We start from the raw sequence: 24208 nt of genomic DNA, 5'->3' as shown, positions 1-24208 counted from the left end.
GTTGCCGCTTTTAATAAGTCTAACAGTAACACTTCTGGTAGGGGAGTTAATGTAGATGCAGTTCTTGCACAATGGACGAATTGTACTGATAAGATTATCTATGATGATTCAAAATGAATTGAGTTTAGAAAACTTTCAGCATTTTCTTAAAGCTTTAGTGCTATGATAAGCGCAAAATTTTTAACCGACATTTGGGAGAACCCATGGAAATCGTATGTCTTGATCTTGAGGGTGTATTGGTTCCAGAAATCTGGATCAATTTTGCAAAGAAAACAGGGATCAAAGAATTAGAAGCAACAACGCGTGATATTCCTGACTACGATGTGTTGATGACTCAGCGTTTAAACATATTGAAGCAACATGGTTTGGGTTTAAACGACATTCAAGCTGTGATTGCAGATATGGGACCATTTCCTGGTGCAAAAGAGTTTGTTGAGTGGATTCGCACACATTTCCAATTGATTATCCTTTCAGATACATTCTATGAGTTTGCCCATCCGTTGATGCAGCAATTAGGTTGGCCAACAATTTTCTGCCATAAGTTGGAAACTGATGAAAATGGCATGATTACAGCATATAAGTTGCGCCAGCCAGATCAAAAACGTCAAGCTGTAAAAGCATTGCATGGTTTAAACTTTCGTGTGATTGCAGCAGGTGACTCTTACAATGATACGACAATGTTGGGTGAAGCTGATCATGGCTTTTTATTCGATGCACCTGAAAATGTGATTCGTGAGTTCCCTCAATTCCCAGCAATTCACGGTTATGAGGCTTTAAAAGAAGCGATTCGTAATGCTTCTGTTCGTGATATTCCTGCTTAACTGTAAGTACCATCAAAAGGCGCTTGATGCGCCTTTTTTTTAAAGTAATTAATAACAATGGCTTAAAATTGAATTTGTGAACCCATTTGATTTGAAATACAATGATTTTAGAAATTAAGTGCAACATTGCAACAGGGTTTAAATTAGAATGGCAACATATCAAAAAAAGAAAAAAGGGCATAACCGCTACTGTTAGAATCAAGCCTCACCCATCACAGTCTCAAACATTTACAACCATGAGAGATGCAAAAGCATGGGCGCAAGAATTAGAATTGAAAATAAAAAATGAAAAGAAAGGTGATTATGATCATATCCTTTTTAGAAATGCCTTAGAAGAATACCGAGACAATATATCAATAAGTAAAAAGGGTGTAGTTCGTGAAAGAACCAGGATTTAGGAGCTATATTCCAAATTTTCAACAATCACTATTACTAAATTTTTTAACCTTTAGATAGTTTTACAACAATAAGTCAAATAAACTATCTGAAAATTAGGGGAAATAAATGAAAAAATTATTATTTTTAGCAGTTCTAATGGGGTTAACTGGTTGTGGTGAAACAGACCAAAATGATACATCTCAATCGACTTTACAAAGTTCAACAGCATCTGTTAATTATCGTATGGCAGCGTCGTCAAGCGCATTAAGTGCTCCATCATTTGGACAGTGGGTTGTTAATGGCTATGCATCTGAAGGTGCATCAACTGTCGTTAATGCGTCCAGAATGGTAGGTGGAGTTGCCACCGAATCTAAAGCATTGATCACTCCAAACGTTTCGCAAGTTTCAAAAATACTTCGAGCAGGTCTTGGTGGGGCAGCTCTTACTTTTGCAGTCAATGAGCTGTTAGATGGTATCGATTGGGTAATGGATCCAGCGAATAATAGAGTAATTTATCGAGAGCCAACTACATACCCATCTGGAATTTATGCTACCACCTTCTCTAGTGGAAAGGATCCAGTTGAAGTTTGTAAGTATGCTGCTAGTCAACTAGGAACAACTTATAAGAGCTTTTCAGTACAGGGGGTTGACTTTTATTGTCATTGGGAACCAACGGGGCACTGGGTGGGGATTATACAACGAACACCTCCAGAAGAAAAAACCCTCCCATTCGACGTAGTCTCCCAAGAAATCATCAACAACGCTGAAATAGGAAACACTGATGCTCAAGCTGTTACATTAGCAGCAGCTCAGACAATGGTTAGTGAAGCGGAGAATGATGCTACAAAAGCAAAAGAAATAGAGGATGAGTTTGAAAGAAATAGTGATGAGAAATGTAAAAATCATAATTTAAAAATGAATAGTAAAGCTGCCATGGTTGAATGGCGGTATGAGGAATTATATAAAGACAGATTTAATCTTTATATCAATCACAAAGAAGTATCTAACCCATTTATATTGAATGGGAACAATAAAGGCTCTTGGGATGGGCATGTGAGTCAATATAAATATGCGCAAGGTGTTCTTAGAGCTACTATTAAAACAGCGTCTAATGCTGGATGTCCTGCAACACCTAAAGCAAATTATTGGGTAAATAAAGAGCCACCTTCTCAACCTGGACTACATTCTTAAGGTTATTTAAATGATTAATGTGACTATTAGTGAATATTCTAAAAAGTTTTCGGTTAAAAAAGTATGTTTTTCTAATTCATTTGGTCCGTTCCGTATAACGTATCAAGATAAAAATGGTGTACCTATTCTTGAGCGATTAGATGAAGAATCTTTTCAGCGCAATGTTTATTCAACAGTAATATTTGTTGGTGCTGAATATAGAAAGGTAGCATATAGGAACCATATAAAAGACTCAGAAAATCAACGTTTGACACTAGAAGATTATAAGTTGGTTGGCGATGAGTTCATTCTTATTAATAAGATTGTGACTGAGCTTCGCGATCCCAATAACCCTTATGAATTTAAACAGTCTTGTTATGATGGGAAAGGCAACCTTCATTACGTATCAATGGATATTGAAGGTGAGTCTAAACGATACGACTCAGAAGGTAGAGAGATAGATGATTCATTGGGTATTAAAGGATTGGAAACCATTGAGTATGTAGAATCTCAATATTTAGAAGAGGCAATTAAAAACTCATCAAAATTTAAAATTCAATAGTTAAAAATATGAAGTGCAACATAAATGCAACTATTTTTATTAAGCCATTGATTTATATTTAATTAAAAGGCGCTTGATGCGCCTTTTTTTATTTAATGTATATTTACAGTCAGAACGTATCATGAAGCAGAGTATTGATAGAGGGAATTAAACAGATAATGAAAAAAATGAATGAGCTTCATTCCATTCAACGTAAAAAAAACCATTAGAATTAAAGGTTTTTTTAGCTGTTTTTAAAATTTTATTTGCATCAGGCATTTTTGGAAATAAAGTCAATCATTTCTTTTGTCGGTCTCATTCGCCCAAGTTGCCATTGTTCAGGAGGATATTCATCAATCCGAATCCAGATATGTTCTTGGAAAGAAGGATTGCCTTTACCTTCAATCTCGATGAATAATTCTGTTATTCTTTTAAATAGTTCAGCTTTGCTATTTTCGTCTAGTAAGCCTTCAATTGTCTGAATATTGATGAAAGGCATAACGTTCTACATCCTATCTAGGTCTTTTATGTAGACCTAGGTTAATAAGAGTTTTCAAAAATGTCAAACCAAAGTTTCTCGGATTTTCAATTCCCATTTGAAGTATGTGGTATCTTCAAGATCTCTGAGGTATTGAGTGATAAATGGACAATTCTCATTTTACGGGAGGCTTTTTATGGTGTCACTAAATTCAGTACGTTTATTGAAAATACTGGCATATCAAAACAAGTATTATCCAATCGCTTAAAACATCTCATTCAGGAAGATATATTTTCGTTATCGATTTATAAAATGGAAGGAGATAGAGAGCGTAAAGAGTATTTACTAACTCCAAAAGGAAAAAGTCTAAATATCGTCTTACTTGCTATGCTTGAATCAGGTGGGAATTTTATCCATGAAAATAAAGATGTAGTTAAAGTTTTTAGCAAAAATGATCATGAATTGGTTAAGTTAAAATTAGTTGATTCTAAAAATAATATTATCAATTTTGAAGATATTGAATTGCGATTGGTAAAGAATAATTAGCAGCTAATCAGCAACATATGGCTTTTGTGTTGAGGTAAGCAGTGTGAAAAAATCAGAAAATGATGAAACGAAAAGCCATGATTTAGCGATATGTCAAGTCGGTTTTTTTATTTCTAAGTAGATGCTGAAAATCCAACAGGATGTTTATGGGAAAAATTTCATGTTTAACCTAATTTAGCGCATTCATGCCTAAAAAAGGAAAAGAAAATTAGTGTAAACAGATTGTTTATGTGTATGCCAGATCAATAAAAGCACAGATTCAATGAAGTTAGCGTAAATAGTTAAACTCATTTCCAACCCTGCACAGCGTGTAAAGATGAAATTGGTGAGGAAGATGCTCAACAGCTGTTTAATGCTGCTATGAACAAGTTTGCTAAGCATATGAAAAGAAAGCAAGGAATCTAGCTGCACATATGTTTTAGAAATATTTCTGGATGACTCAGGTTAAGTCACTGATTTAAAATATTACTGTTAAACATGATGGGAGAATGATGCCTGTTTGAGCAAATCGAATACTGTTTTAAATTACATTTTTTCGATGTTTGAATGCAAACAAAAGAGCCAGAGACGCTAATAAAATAATCATGAGAATATAAATATCAGCAGTAAAAGTAAGACCAGCATGGCTGACAAAATATCCCGCGATAATGGCTGGTATACTAAACGCTAAATAGCTCTCAACATAAAATGTTGCCATCAACCCAGCACGTTGTTCAGGTAAAGCCAATGGCATCACCGTGCGGATTGCACCCATAAATCCTGTCCCAAATCCAACCCCGGTAACCACCGAACCCATAAATAATAAGAATGTAAGAGAGAAGTGAATACCCGATAAAATAATGGCTGCGCCTAAGAGAATACTCAGTGCGCCAGTCGTTAAGATGTGAAGTGTTTTCGCACTGCGAAGGGTTAAAATTCCGATTGCACCTGAAATGGTCAAGGTAATAAACATCATACCATTGAGCCATGCTGATTGGACTTTAAAAGCGTGGGCCAATAGCGAGGGCATTAAAGACAAGAAAAAGCCGCTGACCATCCATAAAGAAATATTGATTGGGCTAACAATCCAAAGCGCTTTACGTGCTTGTGGCGGAACTGTAAGACGTGGTTTAAGTGATGCAAATGCTTCACGCCGTTTTTCAGCCGTCTCCGGGCTAAAATAAGCGATACATAAGGTACAGAAGAAAATAAAAATGAATATTTCAAAAATTAAAGTCAATGCATGCGTCGACATTGCTAACACGATACAAGTCATGAGCATGCCGATTGCCATACCCAACATAGGAGAAATACTGTTGATTAATGAACCATGAGTTTTGCTTAAATCTAGTAAAGCTGCGCCAAAGGTTGAAGCAGCCAAAGCTGTGGCGACACCCTGCAAGGCTCGGGCAATAAACAGCATTTCAATATTTGAGGAAAAAAGAAAAAACCCCATAGAAATAATCTGTAAAAAGAGTGCGGTAAAAATAACAGGTTTACGCCCAACATAATCTGACAATGAACCCATTACCAATAATGTTGCCAATAAAGCAAAAGCATAAGTTGCAAAAATTAAGGTTAATAAAACGGGTGAAAAGTGAAACTGTTGTTGATAAAGACGATATAAGGGGGTAGGTGCGCTTGAAGCTGCCAAAAATGCCATCAATGTAAAGGTATGGGTATAAAGTGCAGTTTGAGGGCTAAATTGAAATGAAGTCATTTGATGATTGAGATTATTAGAATTGCTCATCATTTAAAACGCATATTAAAGAAAGGATAGATTCTGTTATACCTGATTTAACCTGAAAGGCAAGGAGCGATTAAGGGTTTATTTTTAATAGTTGACCATATGTTATATTTAATTGTTTGTATATTATAATTATTTTATATTTTATCATCAAAGGCTTCCGTGCCTGAATCCAATGGGAACGTCTTAATCTTAAAGTGCGCCTCGAATCAAAGGATAAGCATTATCTAATAGGATTTTTTGGGCGGCAGCATTGGGATGGATTAAGTCCTTTTGCATGAGATTTTTATTGCCTGCAATGCCATTCATAAAGAAGGGATACAGTTTTACGTTGTACTGCTGGCTTAAGGTCTGGTAGTTCTTTTCAAAAGCCTGGCTATAGGCTGCGCCATAATTGGGTGGAATCTTCATACCCAACAATACGACCTTGGCTTGGCTTTTTTGACTTTGTTGGATTAATTGAGCAAGATTTTTTTGAATCATTTGGGGTGGTTGACCACGTAAACCATCATTGCCGCCCAACTCAATCACGACTACATCAGGTTTATGACTTTGTAATAATTTGGGTAAACGTGCCAAAGCACCACTAGTAGTTTCTCCACTGACACTGGCATTAACCACTTGATGCTGTTTGGGAAATTGCTGATTTAAGCGTTGCTGGAGCAAAGTCACCCAGCCTTGTTGTGGATTTAAACCGTAGCCCGCACTTATGCTGTCACCTAAAATCATGATCGTTTTTGCAAAACTACTAACGGGCAACAGACAGATCATGCTAAAAAATAAACAATGAAAAGCGCTTTTCATCATTTTCAAATTTAACAACGTTTTGATTTGCATATTTAAGGTACTTTACAATGTCTAAGGTTCAGGATGCTTCAACTTCTCCCATCATGCCACAAGTGATAATTTCTGCACAGCAACTTACACAAAAGATAGAATTACCGCATCAAACGCTTACAATTTTTGAAAATCTCAGTCTCGATATTTATGCAGGTGAACAGGTTGCAATTACAGGACGCTCGGGTTCGGGTAAGTCAACTTTATTGGGTATTCTGGCGACATTAGATCAAGCAACTACAGGGCAGCTCAGTGTATGTGGCGAGCGCATTGAACATTTAAATGAAGAGCAACGGGCTTTGGTGCGTCTAAAACATATCGGTTTTGTTTTCCAGTCTTTTCAGTTGTTGCCACATTTGTCTGCTTTAGAAAATGTCATGTTGCCTCTTCGCTTACAAGCCGATTTTAATTATCTACATGCAGAGCAAAAAGCTCTCGATTTATTGGGAAAAGTGGGTTTGGCACGTCAAAGCCAACAAACGCCTAAAGTATTGTCAGGGGGAGAACAACAGCGTGTTGCGATTGCACGGGCGCTGATTTCAGAACCTCAGATTGTTTTTGCTGATGAACCTACAGGCAACTTAGATGAACATACTGCATCCGAGATTGAGCAGTTATTGTTTAGCTTAAATCAAGCATTGGGAACGACCTTGGTTTTGGTGACGCATAACCCACAACTGGCAGCACAATGTCAGCGTCATTATGAGTTAAAAGATGGTCATTTGATTGAACATTTACAATCCTCACAGCGCGTTGAGGTGGTGTAAATGTTGAACCTTTTTAAGCCGCTATTTCGGCAAAGTTTTGCCAGCTCAGGCATTTATTTACTGATTGTTGCATTGAGTTTGGCTATTAGCGCGACCACTGCATTAAAATTCAGTAATGATCAGGTTAAGCAGGCCGTTACTTTACAGGCAGCAAAAATGCAAGCTGCTGATTTAGTGCTGAGTGATACCAATCCAATCGACCCTCAGTGGTTGAAAGAAGCTGAGCAACTCAAGTTAAAACAGTCACATGTTACGATGTTCAGTTCTATGGCATCGACGCATGATCAATTTGTGATGGTCAATGTTAAAGCCGTCGATCAAGCATTTCCTTTACGGGGTGAGTTAAGGATTCGCCCGCAACAGCCGTTACAGCGAGGTGGAATTTGGCTCAGTAAACGGGCTCAAGAATTGTTGAAGCTCAATCTCGGTGATCAAGTTCAAATTGCCAATGGTCAATTTAAAGTTACGGGCATCATTGAACACGATTCGAACCAAGAGTTGGGTTTTTCTGCATTTTCACCGACAGTGATTATTGCCCAAGCCGATGTCGTAAAAACAGGAGCGATTCAGATCGGCAGTCGGATTGAATATCGGTTGTTGATGGCGGGCGAGAAACAGTCGATTGAAGCCTATCAAGCATTTTTTAAAACATTCATAGCACAAGAAAAACAAAAGAGTAGTCAGCAACTTATATCCAGTCAGCAGGAATACTCGACTGCCTTAGATACTAGACAGGCAACATCAGAAGTTCAGCGACTTCCTGCTCAGTCAGAACAATCTCCTCAAGACCTACAAAATACAGATCAAGCGTTGGATGCGCAGAGTAATTTAAGGCTGCGTAATGCAGATGAAGGCAATTCACGGTTATTAAAACCGATTGAAAATCTGGATACTTTTTTACAACTGGCAAATATTCTGACGATTCTTCTATGTGGATTAGCAATTGCACTCACCAGTCAACGCTATGTACAGCAGAATCAAGATCATATCGCCTTGATGCGTTGTATGGGGGCAAGTAAACGACAGATTTTCCAAGCTTATTTAAGTCTATTGTCAGTGGTAATTTTGATTGCGATCGTGATTGGCAGTCTATTGGGGCTGGTTTTAGGTTATTCATTGCTACAGCTGATGTTACAAATGATTCCTAATCTCGAAGTACAGTTTTCAATTTGGCAGATATTTTCAGGTCCATTGCCGATTGCAATTTTCACCAGTGCAATTGTGCTGATGGGTTTTATCTTGCCGAGTTTATGGCAATTGCTCAACACACCTCCGATACGTGTTATTCGCCAACAGGAAAAAACAGCAGGTTCAATATTATGGATGATGGCGACAGGTTTAATCAGTCTGATTATTTTTAGCTTGGTCTTGACGGAGAATCTAACCCTGACGGCAGTGGTGATGGGGGCGGTCATTGTATTAACGGGGTTATTGTATGCTGTGGTCTGGGCAGTATTAAAGGCGCTGAAAGCGATGAAAAGTGGCTTGTCTGCCTATATTCGGACACCTTCCCAAACAGCTTTGCAAATCACAGCATTGGCATTGGGTTTGAGTTTAATTACCGTATTGGCTGTATTACGCACTGATTTATTGGAGCGTTGGCAGCAACAGTTGCCTGAAGGCACGCCAAATCAGTTTATTTATGGTTTGCCTCCATTTGAACTTGAAGCATTTAAACAGCAGTTGGCACAACAGCACTGGAAAAGTACACCGCTATATCCCAATGTCAAAGGGCGCTTACTGGCTAAAAATGGTCAGGCTTTTCCTGAATCGTTGATAAAAAGTAATAATTCATTACGCCGTGAGCTAAATTTAACCCAGGCAGATCATTACCCACAGGATAATATCATTGTTGCGGGGCAGTCTGAATTGACGGAAGTTGGGCAAGTTTCGGTCGAAGCAAAATTGGCGGAAGAGTTGGGTATCAAGATTGGAGATCGTTTAACCTTTAGTTTGCCTGAAGGAAACCTGCAAGCTCAGGTCGTAAATTTACGTACTGTTCAATGGCAAAGTTTTAGCCCAAATTTCTTCTTTATTTTTACACCCAAAACATTGGATGAAAATGCAGGAAGTTATTTAGGAAGTTTTTATGTCCCTGCAGCAGACAAAGGCAAAATGGTCAGCTTAATCCAACAATTTTCAAATACAGTGTTTATTGATGTGTCTTTGATTTTTGATGAAATTAAACAACTGGTTGCTGTCTTGGTAAAAATTATTACAGTATTGGCTGTTTTGGTCAGTTTATCAGGTTTTCTTGTTTTGATTGCTTGCATTAACTTGTTGATGGATGAGCGTAAAAGAGAAGTCGCATTGTTACGTTCATTTGGAAGCTCAAAACGCCAGTTAAAACGTATGATGAGTATGGAGATAGGTTTTATTGGGCTTTTGGCGGGGATTGTTTCATGCTTCTTTGCTGAGGTGATCAGTGCGATTGCCAGTTATCGTATGGAGATGACTTTACAGTTTCATTGGGAAATTTGGCTTATTCTCCCTATTTTGATGGCAGTCTTATGCGCAGTCATTGGAAGATACCGTTTAAGCTATTTGTCAGAGATTCCACCCTTACAGAGTTTAAGGGAACTGAATTAAAATGAAGTGATTGAACCACAATCCTCTGTCTACTCTGACGATTCCAGTTTCTGGATATTGTGAAGTGAGGATAAAAAACAGGCTCACTTTGCTGAGCCTGTTTCAATTAAAACTCTGCTTAATTACGATGAATGTACGAATACTCTAAAATAAACATTCAAATGTGAGTCACTAATTTTGAGATACACGCTGTGGACTAAAACTGAAATTGCGCTCGCATTTGTGAAACCGCCTCTTGCCAAAGTGGAGTAATCGGACCCACTAGATGCTGGCAATACAGATAGACTGCATAAGTGAAAGCCATACCTAAAATCACAATGATGAGATTTACAGCCGTTGCTGCTTTCATACGCTGCGAAAGATACCAGGACAAAGCCATGACAGCTCCCATTAACATCCCGCCAATATGCGCAGCATTGTTGATTCCAGAAGCAAGAAAACCAAATGCTAAGTTGATGGCAAGAACAGTTAATAGCGATCTTTTATCCAGAACAAATCTTTGGTTTGGGGTGGGCGGGAACAAAGAAAGTAGGGTTAAAGCCCCCCCTAAGCCCATCACTGCTCCCGATGCTCCTGCGGATACATGCGGAATCAGTTTTTGATCAAAGTGCTGTAAAAATTCATAACTGTTGCGAATATCCAAGTAACCACTGAGCAGACTGCCCATTAATCCGGCCAATACATACAGCCCTAAAAAATAAAATTTCCCAAAGGTTTTTTCAGCCACATCACCAAAAATATACAGTGCCCACATATTCATCATCAGATGCAAGATGCCAAAATGAAAAAACATACTGCTGAATAAACGATATGGTTCCTCTAGAAAGGTTAAAGGTGCATAATCAGCACCCCAACGCAAAGCATCCAATGTGGTGGGGTCAGTTATATTCACGCCTGACAAAACTTGAATGGCAAATAAACCAACATTGATTGCAATTAACATTAAGGTGATTTTGCCAATCGTATTGGGTGAGTTATATATGGATGAGTCTTGATAATTCGACATGCTATTTCTTAGCTTTTTATTGATAGATTTAGCTTAACATGAAATGTCAGCATTTTCGGAGTAAACAGCTGAGATGAAAGCTTTTATTGTTCGTGCTTTGTTAATCGTAATCAGTGTATTGATTCTGATCCAGCTGTGGATTTTCTCCAGTTTGGTGTATTGGCGTACCCATGATGTAGAAACCACGATGTTTATGCGATGGACATATTTCTCAGACTTTAAACCGATCGAACATCAATGGCGCAATTATGATGATATTAGCGACAACATTAAGCACGCGATTGTTGCGGCTGAAGATGCTAAATTTTTAGATCATCATGGTTTTGATTGGGATGGAATTGAAGGTGCTTTGCAACGCAATCTAAAGAAAGACAAAGTGGTTGCAGGCGGTTCAACCATTTCGCAACAACTGGCTAAAAATTTATTTTTCTATAATCGCCGTTCAGTGATTCGTAAAGGTCAGGAGGCGATTGCAACGACAATGATGGAACGCATGTGGAGCAAGCAGCGTATTCTTGAAGTGTATATGAATTCAGTTGAGTTCGGCGATCATATCTATGGCGTGGAAGCAGCCTCTCGTTATTATTTTGCTAAAAGTGCAAAAAGTCTGAACCGAGAGCAAGCTGCCTTTTTAGCGGTGATTCTGACGAATCCTAAGTACTATCAAGAAAATCGCAATGATCCTAAATTGCTTTATCGTAAAAAACTGGTATTAAAATATATGCGTTATACCCGTATCCCAGATTAATCAGCAATATTTAAAAAAAGTGAAATCATCATGTTTGGAAAAGCACAAAAAAGTGTGCTTTTTTTATATCGTGATGCTTTTTTTATGAAATTGTCATAAATTTGAAGCATACTAGAATAACGACATTTTCTTGATGCAGGTTTATTGCATGAATACCGCAGTGACTCCAACAACACCGACAGAATATTCTTATAATGAACGATATATCAATCGTGAACTTTCGATTTTAGATTTCCATTTACGTGTTTTAGAGCAAGCTGTTGATCCTTTGCATCCGCTGCTAGAACGTATGAACTTTTTACTGATCTTTTCTCGCAATATGGACGAATTTTTTGAGATTCGTGTAGCAGGAATGATGGAACAGTTAACGTTGGGCAATGAAAGTCGTTCACCCGATGGACTCACACCAAAACAAGTTTTAGATCAAATCTCTAAAACAGCCCATGAAGCGATTGAACGTCAATACCGTATCTTGAATGAAGAGATTTTTCCGAAACTTCGTGAAGAAGATATTTGTTTCTTGCGCCGTGGAGAATTGACGCCTGCCCAATCGGTGTGGATTAAAAAGTATTTTCAAGAACAGGTTGCACCGGTCTTGACTCCGATTAGCCTTGATCCAGCACATCCATTCCCACGCTTGGTAAATAAAAGCCTCAACTTTATTGTGACTTTAGAAGGGAAAGATGCCTTTGGTCGTCAAATTGACTTAGCCGTTGTTCCAGCACCGCGTTCTTTACCGCGTGTGGTACGCTTACCTGATGAATTGACGGGCGGTAAAGAACATTTTGTAATGTTGTCTGCGATTATTCATGAACATGTCTCTGATTTATTCCCAGGGATGACTGCAACAGGTTGCTATCAGTTCCGTGTGACACGTAATGCAGATTTAGCACTGAATGAAGATGTTGAAGACTTGGCGAAAGCATTGAAAGGCGAGTTGAGTTCACGTCGTTTTGGTCGTGCGGTACGCTTAGAAGTTACGGAAAATTGCCCAAAACATATTTATGAATATTTGCTGGATGAATTTGATTTAGAAGAAGAACAGCTTTATAAAGTTGATGGACCTGTCAATTTAGCGCGCTTAGTATCGAACTTTAAACGCCCGCATATGCGCTATGATTCACATGTGCCTGCGATTCCGAAAGTATTAAAAAAGTCTGAAAACATTTTTTCAGCCATGCAGAAGCAAGATATTCTACTGCATCACCCCTTTGAGTCTTTTGCGCCTGTAATTAACTTGTTACGAGAAGCAGCACGAGATCCTCAAGTTCTTGCGATCAAACAAACCTTGTATCGTAGTGGAGCAGACTCAGAAATTGTACAGGTATTGGCTGAAGCGGCACGTAACGGTAAGGAAGTCACAGCAGTGATTGAATTGCGAGCGCGTTTTGATGAAGAATCAAATATTGCTGTTGCCAATGTATTGCAAGAAGCAGGGGCTGTGGTGGTGTATGGTATTGTGGGCTATAAGACACATGCCAAAATGATTTTGGTGGTTCGCCGTGAGAATAATAAACTTGTTCGCTATGTTCATTTAGGAACAGGGAACTACCATGCAACCAATGCACGGATCTATACCGATTACGGTTTATTAACCACAGACAAAGAACTTTGTGAAGATGTGCATCGCATTTTTCAAGAGTTGACGGGCATGGGGAAAATGGCGAAGTTGAAAAAACTTCTACATGCACCGTTTACCTTACATGCACAGTTAATCGCTTATATTGATGATGAAATTGCCAATGCCAAAGCAGGAAAACCTGCTCAAATCATTGTTAAAGTAAACGCTTTAACAGAAGTACAGTTAATCAATAAGTTGTATGAGGCTTCACAGGCAGGTGTACAGGTAGATTTGATTATTCGTTCAATCTGCTGTTTACGCCCAGGTTTAGCAAATCTCTCTGAAAATATTCGTGTGCGTTCAATTGTGGGACGTTTCTTGGAACATACACGTGTTTACTATTTTGGTAATAATGGCAATGCTCGTATCTATTGTTCAAGTGCGGACTGGATGGATCGAAACTTATTTAATCGTGTCGAAGTATGTTTCCCAATCGAAGATCCTGCACTGAAAAAGCGTATTTATCAGCAAGGTTTGGTGAATTATCTCAAAGATAATACTCAAGCGTGGTTGTTGCAAGGAGATGGAACATGGCTTCGTGCTCAACCTAAAGCAGGTGAAACTGCACACAATGCACAAAAAACTTTGCTTGAACATTTTAACGGCTAAACTTAATATTTCACGATTTACACCCGATTGATTTCAATCGGGTTTTAACAACTGATTATGAATGCCTTTACTTGTATTTTTGACAAAGTTAATGCGTTCTTTAGTCATATCAATTTCACATTCTATAGCGTCAAAGTGACTTTCACGACCATAGTTGGCTTCATCTACTACACATTGACTTTCTCTCACTTTTATCCAAATGTATTGTAATCGTTGAAGTTCTTCCTTAGTACTTTTTTTTAGTTAGCCATTTTTTGTTTATAAGTAGTATTGAACTTATTATCTAAAACTTTATATTCATCAATATAGCAACCCAAAGTATCATTGTGATTTGTACTGTTTGAAACACATTTAACTTGATAGCTAGTATTAGCAAACGCCAATGTGTTACCAAACAGTATGATTAAAATGAATAAATAAATTTTTCTATTCATAACAATTACGTTTAAGCTCCCTTTTCAAATATATCAGCTTTGTCTCTGCGTCGTTTTCCTATCCCCCCTATTATTTTTATTAAATTAAATATTCTTTTTGCTTTTATAGATTAATCGAATTATAAGAGTTAGTGTTGAAATCAATGATATTGTTGGTAATACAGCACCTCGAAATAGGCTATTTTGATACCCTTTATAGATAAAGGTAGATAAAAAATCTTGTTCAGCATAACCAATAGATGCATAATTAAAAAAATATCCCATTATGGATGCATATATTCCAGAAAATACAAAAAAAGATCTGTACATTCTAATTTTTTTGTCATTCCATTTTCATCAGTTATGCCTTCAACAGCATCCCCATCGGCATAAGTAATAATATATTTAACATTTTTATATGGTTGATTATTCAAATTATTTACTAACTGATAGTGACCTGAATATAGCATTAAACTTTTAGCTATAAAGCTTGATGAGTTTGAGTTCCTTCTATAATTCTCCCTTTGACTGGTTCCAACAACATGGTCTTGTTTGGGTAAAATTTTAGCTCCACAACTTAATAGATCATCGGCATAAGCGACTGGTTTACCATCTTAAAATTAAGGATTAAAAAAGGAGCCATATTCGGCTCCTTTTTAGAAATTTTCAGATCAATGTAGATTGGCTGTGATTTTCTGAAGAATTTGCACCAATACATCAAATTCACTTTGCAGCGGTGTGCTTTTACGCGTTACTAGAGCTAAAGTACGCGAAGGTGCATTTTCAATTGGTTTTACCACAATTTGATCATTGTTCTTCAGCATATGAGCATGAATCGCGATCTCTGGAAGTAGGGTATAACCTAAGTTCGAACTCACCATTTCAACCAAAGTTGGTAAAGAACTCGCCTTTAAACGATGATCATTTTTACGCTCACCAATAGGGCAAACACTTAGGGTATGGTCACGTAAGCAATGGCCTTCTTCAAGGAGCATCAGATGTGATAAATCAAGATCGTCTAAGTTTCTTGCACTCATGGCATTTTGATCTGCTTTATTGCACACCAAGAATAAATCTTCTTTTGCAATTTCAGCAACTTTTAAACCACGTGTGTCAAAAGGCAATGCCAACATGATTACATCTAAATTACCATGCTCAAGTTTTTCAACGATTTTTTCACTTTGTGCTTCGTGTAAATGTAGTTGAATCTTAGGAAGTTGTTTATGCACTTCTTCCAAAAGTTGAGACAAAATAAATGGTGCAATGGTGGGAATGATCCCTAGATGTAAATCCCCAGTCAAAGGTTCGCTCATTTCACGACTTAAACGCATTAAGTCTTGTGCATCTGCGAGTAGAACACGGGCTCGGGCAACAACTTGCTCACCTAAGGGAGTTAAACGTACGTTTTGGCGATCACGTTCTACGAGTACGCCACCCAATAAACGCTCTAACTCCATAATTCCACCCGATAATGTGGATTGAGTTACAAACGAACGGCGCGCTGCTTCAGTAAAGTGCAACGTCTCAGACAATGTCACCAAATATGACAACTGTCTTAGGGATGGTAATGCAGCCATAGTGTCCTAATGCTTATGATTTAAAATGATGTGCAAATAAGCCGCTAAGTTGAGGAACAAAATGCGGTGGGATATCATGCCCCATTCCTTCAATTAATTCAAATTTAGCGCCCGAAATTGCTTTCGCAACTGCCTTACCGTGACTTGGAGGTAGTAAACGATCTTTAGAACCATGTAATACTAGCGTTGGTTTATTGATCTGTTTGTCCAATTTAAGTAAGGAACCTGTACATAATATTGCTAAAAACTGTTGAAGTACACCCGCTGGGTGATAACTACGACGATATAATTTACGCGCGGTCTGAATTGCCTCAACTTGATTAATATAACCTGGTGAACCAATCATTTGAAAAACCTTTAATGAATGATTCACAATCCCTTCTTCATCACGGGATTCAGGCTTACCGATCAGACTAAAAAGTTGCTTTGGAAAAGGGGGTGGCAAGAAAGGTTGGTTATTGCTGGTAAACAGAAGACCCAGTTTATCAATTTTTTCTGGATATTTTGCCGCTAAGATTTGCGAAATCATTCCACCCATTGAAGCACCGAGAATATGTGGTTTTTCAATTCCCATGCGATCGATCAATAAAGCAACATCGTCTGCCATATCAAATAGATTGTAGGGTGCACCATCATTGGGTAAACCCAAAGCGAAACGTCCCATTAATTTATAGGAGTTTAAGCGCGGACCCTTGTGGCGGATTTTTGAAGATAAACCAATGTCACGATTATCAAAACGAATGACATGAAAGCCTTGATCTATGAGAGATTTACAAAAAAAATCCGGCCAAAATAACATTTGTGCACCCAACCCCATAATCAAGAGAACAGAGGGATGTTCAGGATTTCCGCCTGTTTCGACATGTAGTTGAATACCATTGCCTAAATCAACTTTGGTTTCATTCATGAATGAAGCATAAGGTGAAATTTGGAATTGAAGTGCGCTATTCATTGTTATTTTCCCAAGCAAGGATACGCATTGATTAAAAAGTATCCTTGCTATTAAACCCTTAAACTGATGCAGGAATCAAGTCTGGAACTAGTTTTGTTAAAGTGAGACGCTGTTTACCCGCAGTTGCACCCAATAACACGAAACCTCGTAAGGTTCCATCAGCATCAGTGGCTTTAGATAGCATTCCATCGTCAAACTCTTCATTTTCCCAAGTGACTTCAACACCAATCGGTGCAGGTAAGACCGTTAATGGCGCGGCTGGTGTTTTAACTGCGACTGGCATTGCTGGGTAATGAACTGTTGTGGTTTGACCACTTAATGTTTTGGCTAAAGCACGTGCTTGTTGCATGATTGGCATCACATAAGGCAGCAGTGTTCCATTCACTTCCGCGCAGTCACCTATTGCAAAAATATCCGCTTGATTGGTCTCAAGTAAAGTATTGGTAATCACACCACGACTGGTGTTGATTTCGGCTGTTTTTGCTAAAGCAATATTCGGCTGTAGACCAATCGCGGAAAGAACTACATCTGCAATCAATGATTGACCACTTGCCAATGAAACGATGTAACCGCGCTCAGTTTTTGATACTTTTTCCACGGTAGTACCTAAAACAAAGTTGATGCCCGATTCTTCAAGATTTTCTTTAAATGCTTGTGCAACATGCTCCGGAAGCAGGCGTCCTAAAGGTTGCGGTGCTAAATCAATAACTGTGACTTGATGACCCGTATTTTGTAGATCATTGGCAAATTCGCAGCCAATTAGACCTGCGCCCAAGATAACTACGCGTTTATTACCACAATCGCCTGTCGTGCAATTTTCCAGTGTTTCTCGAAATGCACGATAGTCAATCAATGAATTAACAACATGAATGTCATCACTGCCATCACCTGCGATGGCTAGGCGAATTGGGTTTGCACCCACTGCAAGAATTAATTTCGAATATCCTTGCGTAGAAGTCGTGCCTTCTTTTTCAAGAATCAATTCATGTTTTTCTGCATCTATACTTTTTACCCAAGTTTCTTTTTCGATCCGCATATTTAATTGCGTACTCATTTTTTCGGCATCACCTAGCCCAATTTGCTCAGGCGCTTTTTTACCAACTAAGGCATTTGACAATGTAGGTTTTGCATAATTGACCGCATCATCTGCGCAAATCATCACTAATTCTTGTTCAGTGTTTAACTTACGAAATTCTCTTGCAAGCGTATAACCTGCCATACCAGAACCGATGATGATGATTGGTTGCATATCTTTCTCCATACATGCCTAAAAGAGTGGGGGATTGAATAATTTTTATGACAAATATACGTAAAAAAGACCATGTAAACATGGTCTTTACGCGATATTTTAGATTTCTACCATTTCAAAGTCTGCTTTAGAAACACCGCAGTCTGGGCAAGTCCAGTCGTCTGGGATATCTTCCCATTTGGTACCTGCTGCGATGCCGTCTTGTGGCCAACCCTCTGCTTCGTCATAAATCCAACCACAAACGATGCATTGATATTTCTTCATCTGATTCTCCGATAACTGATAGGTGAATTACATTATCTATCAGTAAAATTCCATCCGCTGCTTGACTCAAATAATATGCAAAAAAAGTGTGTACATATTCCTCTAAATTTTTACGCAGTTCTGTGTCTAAAGTAAAGTAAATATCGGAGTTTATCTCACTCTTGTAAAAGCTGAATGGCAGGTCAGGACAAAAGCAATGTTTATTATGCCAACTGGTTGGAAAAGGTTTTTAAAGCCACTCATTTTTAGTGAACGTCATCATGAGTTGCTAAATTATTCAAATCATTGAACTTAGACTAAGGTCTGAATGAAAAATTATAAAAGTATAGCTAAAATAAAATAAGGTTAAACTATAGCCAATATTTTATATGAAAATGGTTGTAATAAAATCAATAGCTTAAAGTGATATAGGTTTTTTCAGGTTTGTATGCAGCTGTCAATTTTTCTTAAAAAACGTTAAAATTCACGCATTAATTTTCTTTTTAATATCTCCCTAATGATGAACATGTCTACTGCTTTGTGGTCAAGTATTCGTACTGTCCAGGATTTTCCAAAACCAGGTATTTGTTTTTATGATTTAACCCCGTTGTTTATGAACAATCTGAGCGAATTGGCTGATGCATTGATTGCAAGTATTCCTGTTGAACAATTGGCAGAGGTGGAGAGTTTTGTTGCGGTAGAAGCGCGTGGTTTTGTTTTGGCGAGCTTATTGGCACAACGTACAGGAAAAGGATTATTGTTGGTTCGTAAAGCAGGAAAATTGCCACCTCCAGTTGTTGGCGTGGGCTATAGTCTGGAATATGGCTTGGACCGTTTGGAAATGTCAGCCAACATTACCCCACAGAAAGTGATTATTGTGGACGATGTATTGGCAACAGGTGGTACACTCAAAGCAGTTAATCAATTGATGCATAAATGCCACCATACGGTATTGGGTGCGAGTATTTTTCTTGATTTGCCTGACTTACATCAAGATTTGGGTTTAAAGATTTGGTCTGTTTTAGATGAACACTCAAAACCTGTAGAAAAAGCAGTTGCTTAATCTGTTTGAAAGCCTTGTTTGAACAAGGCTTTTTTATAAATATTAAAAAGTTTAGCCCGTTCATCAAAAATTAATAAATGAAAGTTTGTTCCATATAGCTAATCAAACGATTTAAGTTTTCAGGTTGGGCCAGGCGGTGATGCCCCCCTTCAACAGTTTCAATCTGCATGTATGGATCTAATTGTTCAAAAACTTTGTACATGTCCAGAATTTCATCACCCAATTCAATATATGCAATTTGAGGAATATCATGCTCAAGATCAGCTTCATTGATCTCAGGATAATCGTCACGAAAATCTGGTTTTAAACTGGGATTGGCAATCACAGTTGGAATACGATGTTTCTGGGACATTTTTAATGACCAGTAGCCACCTAAACTATGTCCCACCAATAAATCAGGCTTAATTTTTTCAATAATATCATGATAGAAATTTTCAACCGTTTGATAGTTTAAATTGCGATAATCCACATTAATACAATATTTTTTTATTGCATTGATGACATGGAACTTGGTTGATTCTTTAGATGAATCCAAGCCATGTAAAAATAAAATTTTAGTCTTGCTATTGCTCATTGTTATCACTTGCATATTGTCTTTATATCTGGAGACACAAACCATAATTCATGGATTTAAAAACTTTCCATTTCAACTATTTTTGGTATAAGCTTAGTGTACTGAGCAAGATATTTTTTATAACTTAGCTATTGGTCTAAGAACTTTATTTTTTTGCATCAAATAAATTAGATATTTTTATAATACATTGAAAATTAAATATTAAAATTATTTCTACTCACATGCTTTATTAACAAAAATTAATCATTTCTATCCGTGGTTGTACTAAGCTATAGATGAAACAATTAAAAAAAGAGACTGGGATGATCACACTAAAATACGATATCAAAATCCACGCAACTGCACAGAGAGTATGGAATGTTCTTTGGGATACCCACACTTATTCTAAATGGACACAATTCTTTTGTGAAACGTCACAGATGCAATCTGATTGGAAAATTGGCGGAGAGACGCTATTTCAAGATGCCAATGGCGATGGAATGATTGCAACAATTACTGAGTTAGAACAATTTAGAAAAGTGGTTTTCAAACATTTAGGTATATTAAAAAATGGTATGGTGGATACCACAAGTACCGAAACCCAAGAATGGAATGGCACATTTGAGCAATATCATCTGGATGAACAAGACGGTATAACCACTTTACATGCTGAGATTGAAACTGTGGAAGAGTATCGAGACATGATGGATCGTGAATTTCAACAAGGTTTTGCTGTCGTCAAATCATTGGCAGAACAAGCTGAGTGTTAATTCAGTCCTTCCTTATCCATTCAATAGCTTTAAGATGAGTTTATGTCATTTCATTTTTAACTGCATGACATTGAATAATAATGGGTTGTTGGATAGAAAAAGAGGTTAATACACCTGCAATATTGCGAGGGTAGAAGCGAATTTTTTTAAGTAATGGTTCTAATATGATTTTAATGTCATGATTTATGTTAGGCATATATTCCAATTTTCGAATTTGTCCTTCTGTGCCAACCAGAAATGTGACATTCAATGCGATATTCCCTTGTGAATCAAATCGTACATTAGGATTCGAGTTTGCAATTTTTGTATTTATCGGTTGGCAAAACGGTTCCAACATGGTTTGTAATTGGGAAAAATGAGGCTTGATTGCATAATCAATCGACTTAGGAAATTTGATAAATAAGCTGTATTTTCCATAATAATATGTTGTTCTTGCAATATTTTCTTCATCAAGATTGAGCGTTTTATTTTTAAAGTCATTATTGACCTGAGGAAGTTGTGTCAAGGTTATAGTGTTGGCGATTTCTAAAGCTCTTCTGTTGAGTATTCTTTGCGTGGGATGCGGATTCATCAATTTAATCTGAATCTGTCGGGTCTGCTGATTTGGACTGATTTCCAATTGCCAAATATAGTCTTGATTTGCAATGTCGGTCGATTCAATTTTTATTGGGAGATCTTTTCGGGTATTACTCATGACAATGATCTGATCTGCTGCAATTTTGCTTGAAAACGACAAAACATTGAAAAGAATGATACTTTGGGCGAATCCTTGCCAGTATTTATTCATGATTTTTAATTTTTACAGGGTTCATTGAGTTATATTCATACGCATTATGTTGTAAATCTGCTATGCTATGCAACTTCCGTTTTTTAATATAATCGAGGCAGAGATGACGCAACATAACGCTCAATCGACTTCTGAACAACCCATTTCCGAAAACGATTTAATTGCACAGCGTCATGCCAAGTTAAAGCAAATCCAAGATCACGCCAAGGAAACTGGTGTTAGCCCGTGGCCAAATACTTTTAAGCGTGAGCATTACGCACAAGATCTACAACAACAATTTGCAGATCAAACGAAAGAACAAATTGAAGCAGGCGAGCAAGTTCACGCTTCTGTTGCTGGTCGTGTGATGTTGAACCGTGGATCATTTATCGTGATTCAAGACATGACAGGGCGTATTCAGCTGTATGTTCCACGTAAAGAACTTGCTCCAGAAGTTTTAGAAACTGTAAAAAGTTTAGACCTTGGCGATATTATTGCTGTTCAAGGCTATATCGGTCGCTCTGGTAAGGGCGATTTATATGTTCATATCGAACATTTTGAATTATTGACCAAGTCTTTACGTCCACTTCCAGATAAGTTCCATGGTTTAACTGATACTGAAGTAAAGTATCGTAAACGTTATTTAGATTTAATTGTGAATGAAGAAACACGTAAAACTTTTGAAATTCGTGCAAAAGTTGTGTCTGGTATTCGTAATTACTTAACCAATGAACGTTTCATGGAAGTTGAAACACCAATGATGCATGTGATTCCAGGTGGTGCATCGGCACGTCCATTTGAAACCCATCATAATGCATTGGATATGCCGTTATTCTTGCGTATTGCACCTGAGCTTTATTTAAAACGTCTGGTTGTCGGTGGTTTTGAGCGTGTGTTTGAAATCAACCGTAACTTCCGTAATGAAGGTGTTTCTACCCGTCATAATCCAGAATTCACCATGATTGAGTTCTACCAAGCTTATGCTGACTACAAAGATCTTATGGCTTTGACTGAAGGCATGTTGGAAAAATTGGCCATAGATATTCTAGGTTCAACGGATGTGCCGTATGGAGATGAAGTATATAGCTTCAAAGGTCCATTCAAAAAAATCTCAATGTTCGATGCGATTTTAGAACATAACCCAAGTTTTACTGCTGAAAATGTATCTGATCGTGAGTTCTTGGCAACATTCGTGCGTGAAGAGCTTAAAGAGCAAGTGAAGCCTGGTTTTGGTCTGGGTAAGTTGCAAACGATTGTATTTGAAGAAACTGTAGAAACTCAATTACGCCAGCCAACATTCATTACGGAATATCCTGCTGAAACTTCACCTTTGGCGCGTCGTAATGATGACAATCCTCATATTACTGATCGTTTTGAGTTCTTTATTGGTGGTCGTGAACTTGCAAATGGTTTCTCAGAGTTAAATGATCCGATTGATCAGGCTGAGCGTTTCCAAGCGCAAGTTGCTGAAAAAGATGCAGGCGATGATGAAGCAATGCACTATGATGCAGACTTTATTGAAGCATTGGAATACGGTTTACCGCCAACAGCGGGTGAAGGTATTGGTATTGATCGTTTGGTTATGCTTTTTGCAAATGCACCAAGTATCCGTGATGTGATTTTATTCCCACATATGCGTCATAAAAACTAAGCGATGCAATTAAAAAAGCCACTGAATTCAGTGGCTTTTTTATAAAATACGTGATAGCAAATCAGAAATGGAATACACCTAAACCGTTTTTAATTTCATCTAAGGTATCTTGAGTAATAATGCGGCATTTTTCAGTGCCTGTTTTTAGGATATCCATGATGTAATCTGGATCTTTAGCAAGTTCCATACGACGTTCACGAATTGGGGTAATCAACTCTTTTAAAACACCTTCAAGACGTTTTTTCACTGTTCCATCGCCTAAACCACCACGGCGATAGTGCGCTTTCAGCTCTTCAACTTCTTCTTTGTTTGGATCGAAAGCGTCTAAGTAGGTAAATACAATATTGCCTTCCACTTGACCTGGGTCTTCAATACGCAAGTGATTTGGATCGGTATACATCGCATTGACCGCTTTTTTGATGTCTTTATCTGTCGCATCCAAGACTATGGTATTGCCTAAAGATTTTGACATTTTAGCTTTGCCATCAAAACCAGGTAAACGGCTCATATTGGATAAAAGTGCTTTACACTCAGGTAAAATGTCTTGACCAATCTGACGATTTAAACGACGGACAATTTCATTGGTTTGTTCAATCATTGGAATCTGGTCTTCACCTACTGGAACGACAGTCGCTTTAAATGCGGTGATGTCAGCAGCTTGTGCAACAGGGTAGCACAGAAAACCAGCAGGAATATCACGTTCAAAACCACGTAATTGAATTTCAGCTTTGATGGTTGGATTACGTTCTAAACGAGACACAGTGACAAAGTTTAAATATAACATGGTCAGTTCATTCAATGCCGGCAAGCATGATTGAACACAGATCGTGGTTTTAGTTGGGTCTATACCTACAGCTAAATAGTCTGTGGCAACTTCAATAATATTGCGGCGAACTTTTTCAAAGTTATCTGCATTGTCAGTTAGAGCTTGAGCATCAGCGAGAAGGAGATGTTGATGATGAGAATCCTGTAAGCCTACTCGTGAGCGCAAAGAACCTACAAAATGTCCCAAATGTAGTTGTCCAGTAGGACGGTCGCCTGTCAAAATCACAGGACGATTATCTTGATTCGTCATTATCGCTTCCAAAGTCTTTATAGAGACAGTCGTGTTTTATGAATGGGCACTATTGTACG

At 37.9% G+C, this 24208-nt stretch carries 22 protein-coding genes and 2 pseudogenes; 12 read left to right on the top strand and 12 right to left on the bottom strand.

Annotated features, from left to right (window positions below; genetic code table 11):
* Positions 1 to 203 precede the first annotated feature (203 nt).
* From thrH to OSH00_RS16765, 4 genes and pseudogenes are all read left to right on the top strand, one after another.
* Positions 204 to 821, top strand: a complete 618-nt coding sequence (thrH, locus tag OSH00_RS16780; protein ID WP_266131379.1) for a bifunctional phosphoserine phosphatase/homoserine phosphotransferase ThrH — start codon at positions 204 to 206, stop codon at positions 819 to 821.
* Positions 822 to 969: 148 nt separating this feature from the next.
* Positions 970 to 1216, top strand: a pseudogene (locus tag OSH00_RS16775) (tyrosine-type recombinase/integrase); the annotation flags it as partial.
* Positions 1217 to 1325: 109 nt separating this feature from the next.
* Entirely contained in the window at positions 1326 to 2390 is a 1065-nt protein-coding gene (locus OSH00_RS16770; RefSeq protein WP_266131377.1) for a hypothetical protein, read from the top strand.
* A 10-nt stretch (positions 2391 to 2400) separates the two neighbouring features.
* Complete coding sequence (locus OSH00_RS16765) at positions 2401 to 2931, top strand: hypothetical protein (protein ID WP_266131376.1); 531 nt, start codon at positions 2401 to 2403, stop codon at positions 2929 to 2931.
* Positions 2932 to 3181: 250 nt separating this feature from the next.
* Here OSH00_RS16765 and OSH00_RS16760 read toward each other — a convergent pair whose 3' ends face one another.
* Complete coding sequence (locus tag OSH00_RS16760; RefSeq protein WP_196076329.1) at positions 3182 to 3409, bottom strand: tautomerase family protein; 228 nt, start codon at positions 3407 to 3409, stop codon at positions 3182 to 3184.
* 60 nt (positions 3410 to 3469) lie between these two features.
* Here OSH00_RS16760 and OSH00_RS16755 point away from each other — a divergent pair, with 60 nt between their 5' ends.
* On the top strand, positions 3470 to 3934 hold the full coding sequence (locus OSH00_RS16755) for a winged helix-turn-helix transcriptional regulator (RefSeq protein WP_196076328.1): 465 nt from the start codon (positions 3470 to 3472) through the stop codon (positions 3932 to 3934).
* Positions 3935 to 4454: 520 nt separating this feature from the next.
* Here the strand turns inward: OSH00_RS16755 and OSH00_RS16750 are convergent.
* Together OSH00_RS16750 and OSH00_RS16745 are read right to left on the bottom strand one after the other, a co-directional pair.
* On the bottom strand, positions 4455 to 5666 hold the full coding sequence (locus OSH00_RS16750; protein ID WP_420909539.1) for an MFS transporter: 1212 nt from the start codon (positions 5664 to 5666) through the stop codon (positions 4455 to 4457).
* A 186-nt stretch (positions 5667 to 5852) separates the two neighbouring features.
* On the bottom strand, positions 5853 to 6467 hold the full coding sequence (locus OSH00_RS16745; protein WP_196076327.1) for an arylesterase: 615 nt from the start codon (positions 6465 to 6467) through the stop codon (positions 5853 to 5855).
* Positions 6468 to 6514: 47 nt separating this feature from the next.
* On the opposite strand from OSH00_RS16745, the gene OSH00_RS16740 reads away from it, so the two are divergent.
* Positions 6515 to 7264, top strand: coding sequence for an ABC transporter ATP-binding protein (locus tag OSH00_RS16740; RefSeq protein WP_266131375.1), 750 nt, complete (start codon positions 6515 to 6517; stop codon positions 7262 to 7264).
* Entirely contained in the window at positions 7265 to 9853 is a 2589-nt protein-coding gene (locus OSH00_RS16735) for an ABC transporter permease (protein ID WP_266131374.1), read from the top strand. It abuts the gene before it with no gap.
* Positions 9854 to 10049: 196 nt separating this feature from the next.
* Here OSH00_RS16735 and OSH00_RS16730 read toward each other — a convergent pair whose 3' ends face one another.
* Positions 10050 to 10859, bottom strand: a complete 810-nt coding sequence (locus tag OSH00_RS16730; RefSeq protein WP_266131373.1) for a rhomboid family intramembrane serine protease — start codon at positions 10857 to 10859, stop codon at positions 10050 to 10052.
* A 73-nt stretch (positions 10860 to 10932) separates the two neighbouring features.
* On the opposite strand from OSH00_RS16730, the gene mtgA reads away from it, so the two are divergent.
* Both mtgA and ppk1 read left to right on the top strand, forming a co-directional pair.
* Complete coding sequence (gene mtgA / locus OSH00_RS16725) at positions 10933 to 11607, top strand: monofunctional biosynthetic peptidoglycan transglycosylase (protein ID WP_266131372.1); 675 nt, start codon at positions 10933 to 10935, stop codon at positions 11605 to 11607.
* 148 nt (positions 11608 to 11755) lie between these two features.
* The gene (gene ppk1 / locus OSH00_RS16720; protein ID WP_266131371.1) at positions 11756 to 13837 is read left to right on the top strand and encodes a polyphosphate kinase 1; all 2082 of its coding nucleotides are present in this window, start codon (positions 11756 to 11758) and stop codon (positions 13835 to 13837) included.
* 33 nt (positions 13838 to 13870) lie between these two features.
* Here the strand turns inward: ppk1 and OSH00_RS20605 are convergent.
* The 5 genes and pseudogenes from OSH00_RS20605 to rubA form a co-directional block, all read right to left on the bottom strand.
* A pseudogene (locus OSH00_RS20605) lies at positions 13871 to 14062 on the bottom strand (lysozyme inhibitor LprI family protein); the annotation flags it as partial.
* A gap of 859 nt (positions 14063 to 14921) precedes the next feature.
* Entirely contained in the window at positions 14922 to 15827 is a 906-nt protein-coding gene (gene oxyR / locus OSH00_RS16715) for a LysR family transcriptional regulator OxyR (protein ID WP_266131370.1), read from the bottom strand.
* 13 nt (positions 15828 to 15840) lie between these two features.
* Positions 15841 to 16779: an esterase EstB gene (gene estB, locus OSH00_RS16710; protein ID WP_198426926.1), complete on the bottom strand. Its 939-nt coding sequence runs from the start codon at positions 16777 to 16779 to the stop codon at positions 15841 to 15843.
* A gap of 58 nt (positions 16780 to 16837) precedes the next feature.
* A complete protein-coding gene (locus OSH00_RS16705; protein ID WP_266131369.1) occupies positions 16838 to 18028 on the bottom strand; it encodes an NAD(P)/FAD-dependent oxidoreductase in 1191 nt (396 codons plus the stop codon).
* Positions 18029 to 18127: 99 nt separating this feature from the next.
* Entirely contained in the window at positions 18128 to 18292 is a 165-nt protein-coding gene (gene rubA, locus OSH00_RS16700; RefSeq protein WP_004678010.1) for a rubredoxin RubA, read from the bottom strand.
* A gap of 496 nt (positions 18293 to 18788) precedes the next feature.
* Between rubA and OSH00_RS16695 the strand changes: the two genes are divergently transcribed.
* Positions 18789 to 19334 (top strand): adenine phosphoribosyltransferase, encoded by a 546-nt coding sequence (locus OSH00_RS16695; protein ID WP_266131368.1) that lies wholly within the window; start codon positions 18789 to 18791, stop codon positions 19332 to 19334.
* Between the two features lie 70 nt (positions 19335 to 19404).
* On the opposite strand, the gene OSH00_RS16690 is transcribed toward OSH00_RS16695, so the two are convergent.
* Positions 19405 to 19908 (bottom strand): YqiA/YcfP family alpha/beta fold hydrolase, encoded by a 504-nt coding sequence (locus OSH00_RS16690; protein ID WP_196075331.1) that lies wholly within the window; start codon positions 19906 to 19908, stop codon positions 19405 to 19407.
* 302 nt (positions 19909 to 20210) lie between these two features.
* On the opposite strand from OSH00_RS16690, the gene OSH00_RS16685 reads away from it, so the two are divergent.
* Positions 20211 to 20657: an SRPBCC family protein gene (locus OSH00_RS16685; RefSeq protein ID WP_266131367.1), complete on the top strand. Its 447-nt coding sequence runs from the start codon at positions 20211 to 20213 to the stop codon at positions 20655 to 20657.
* Between the two features lie 40 nt (positions 20658 to 20697).
* Here OSH00_RS16685 and OSH00_RS16680 read toward each other — a convergent pair whose 3' ends face one another.
* Positions 20698 to 21444, bottom strand: coding sequence for a hypothetical protein (locus OSH00_RS16680; RefSeq protein ID WP_266131366.1), 747 nt, complete (start codon positions 21442 to 21444; stop codon positions 20698 to 20700).
* A gap of 103 nt (positions 21445 to 21547) precedes the next feature.
* On the opposite strand from OSH00_RS16680, the gene lysS reads away from it, so the two are divergent.
* On the top strand, positions 21548 to 23074 hold the full coding sequence (gene lysS, locus OSH00_RS16675; protein WP_266131365.1) for a lysine--tRNA ligase: 1527 nt from the start codon (positions 21548 to 21550) through the stop codon (positions 23072 to 23074).
* A 61-nt stretch (positions 23075 to 23135) separates the two neighbouring features.
* Here lysS and trpS read toward each other — a convergent pair whose 3' ends face one another.
* Complete coding sequence (gene trpS / locus OSH00_RS16670) at positions 23136 to 24149, bottom strand: tryptophan--tRNA ligase (RefSeq protein WP_196075335.1); 1014 nt, start codon at positions 24147 to 24149, stop codon at positions 23136 to 23138.
* Between the last annotated feature and the right edge of the window lie 59 nt (positions 24150 to 24208).

It is taken from the genome of Acinetobacter nematophilus, from assembly GCF_026344175.1.
Taxonomy (GTDB): domain Bacteria; phylum Pseudomonadota; class Gammaproteobacteria; order Pseudomonadales; family Moraxellaceae; genus Acinetobacter; species Acinetobacter nematophilus.
Note: the sequence above shows the minus strand (reverse complement) of the source record. Positions and strands in the feature narration are given on the sequence as shown.

What these genes read in the sequence shown, in the direction of transcription:
- thrH (WP_266131379.1), top strand. Translation starts at nt 204, where the DNA reads ATGGAAATCGTATGTCTTGATCTTGAGGGTGTATTGGTTCCAGAAATC.
- OSH00_RS16770 (WP_266131377.1), top strand. Translation starts at nt 1,326, where the DNA reads ATGAAAAAATTATTATTTTTAGCAGTTCTAATGGGGTTAACTGGTTGT.
- OSH00_RS16765 (WP_266131376.1), top strand. Translation starts at nt 2,401, where the DNA reads ATGATTAATGTGACTATTAGTGAATATTCTAAAAAGTTTTCGGTTAAA.
- OSH00_RS16760 (WP_196076329.1), bottom strand. Translation starts at nt 3,409, where the DNA reads ATGCCTTTCATCAATATTCAGACAATTGAAGGCTTACTAGACGAAAAT.
- OSH00_RS16755 (WP_196076328.1), top strand. Translation starts at nt 3,470, where the DNA reads ATGTCAAACCAAAGTTTCTCGGATTTTCAATTCCCATTTGAAGTATGT.
- OSH00_RS16750 (WP_420909539.1), bottom strand. Translation starts at nt 5,666, where the DNA reads ATGATGAGCAATTCTAATAATCTCAATCATCAAATGACTTCATTTCAA.
- OSH00_RS16745 (WP_196076327.1), bottom strand. Translation starts at nt 6,467, where the DNA reads ATGATGAAAAGCGCTTTTCATTGTTTATTTTTTAGCATGATCTGTCTG.
- OSH00_RS16740 (WP_266131375.1), top strand. Translation starts at nt 6,515, where the DNA reads ATGTCTAAGGTTCAGGATGCTTCAACTTCTCCCATCATGCCACAAGTG.
- OSH00_RS16735 (WP_266131374.1), top strand. Translation starts at nt 7,265, where the DNA reads ATGTTGAACCTTTTTAAGCCGCTATTTCGGCAAAGTTTTGCCAGCTCA.
- OSH00_RS16730 (WP_266131373.1), bottom strand. Translation starts at nt 10,859, where the DNA reads ATGTCGAATTATCAAGACTCATCCATATATAACTCACCCAATACGATT.
- mtgA (WP_266131372.1), top strand. Translation starts at nt 10,933, where the DNA reads ATGAAAGCTTTTATTGTTCGTGCTTTGTTAATCGTAATCAGTGTATTG.
- ppk1 (WP_266131371.1), top strand. Translation starts at nt 11,756, where the DNA reads ATGAATACCGCAGTGACTCCAACAACACCGACAGAATATTCTTATAAT.
- oxyR (WP_266131370.1), bottom strand. Translation starts at nt 15,827, where the DNA reads ATGGCTGCATTACCATCCCTAAGACAGTTGTCATATTTGGTGACATTG.
- estB (WP_198426926.1), bottom strand. Translation starts at nt 16,779, where the DNA reads ATGAATAGCGCACTTCAATTCCAAATTTCACCTTATGCTTCATTCATG.
- OSH00_RS16705 (WP_266131369.1), bottom strand. Translation starts at nt 18,028, where the DNA reads ATGCAACCAATCATCATCATCGGTTCTGGTATGGCAGGTTATACGCTT.
- rubA (WP_004678010.1), bottom strand. Translation starts at nt 18,292, where the DNA reads ATGAAGAAATATCAATGCATCGTTTGTGGTTGGATTTATGACGAAGCA.
- OSH00_RS16695 (WP_266131368.1), top strand. Translation starts at nt 18,789, where the DNA reads ATGATGAACATGTCTACTGCTTTGTGGTCAAGTATTCGTACTGTCCAG.
- OSH00_RS16690 (WP_196075331.1), bottom strand. Translation starts at nt 19,908, where the DNA reads ATGAGCAATAGCAAGACTAAAATTTTATTTTTACATGGCTTGGATTCA.
- OSH00_RS16685 (WP_266131367.1), top strand. Translation starts at nt 20,211, where the DNA reads ATGATCACACTAAAATACGATATCAAAATCCACGCAACTGCACAGAGA.
- OSH00_RS16680 (WP_266131366.1), bottom strand. Translation starts at nt 21,444, where the DNA reads ATGAATAAATACTGGCAAGGATTCGCCCAAAGTATCATTCTTTTCAAT.
- lysS (WP_266131365.1), top strand. Translation starts at nt 21,548, where the DNA reads ATGACGCAACATAACGCTCAATCGACTTCTGAACAACCCATTTCCGAA.
- trpS (WP_196075335.1), bottom strand. Translation starts at nt 24,149, where the DNA reads ATGACGAATCAAGATAATCGTCCTGTGATTTTGACAGGCGACCGTCCT.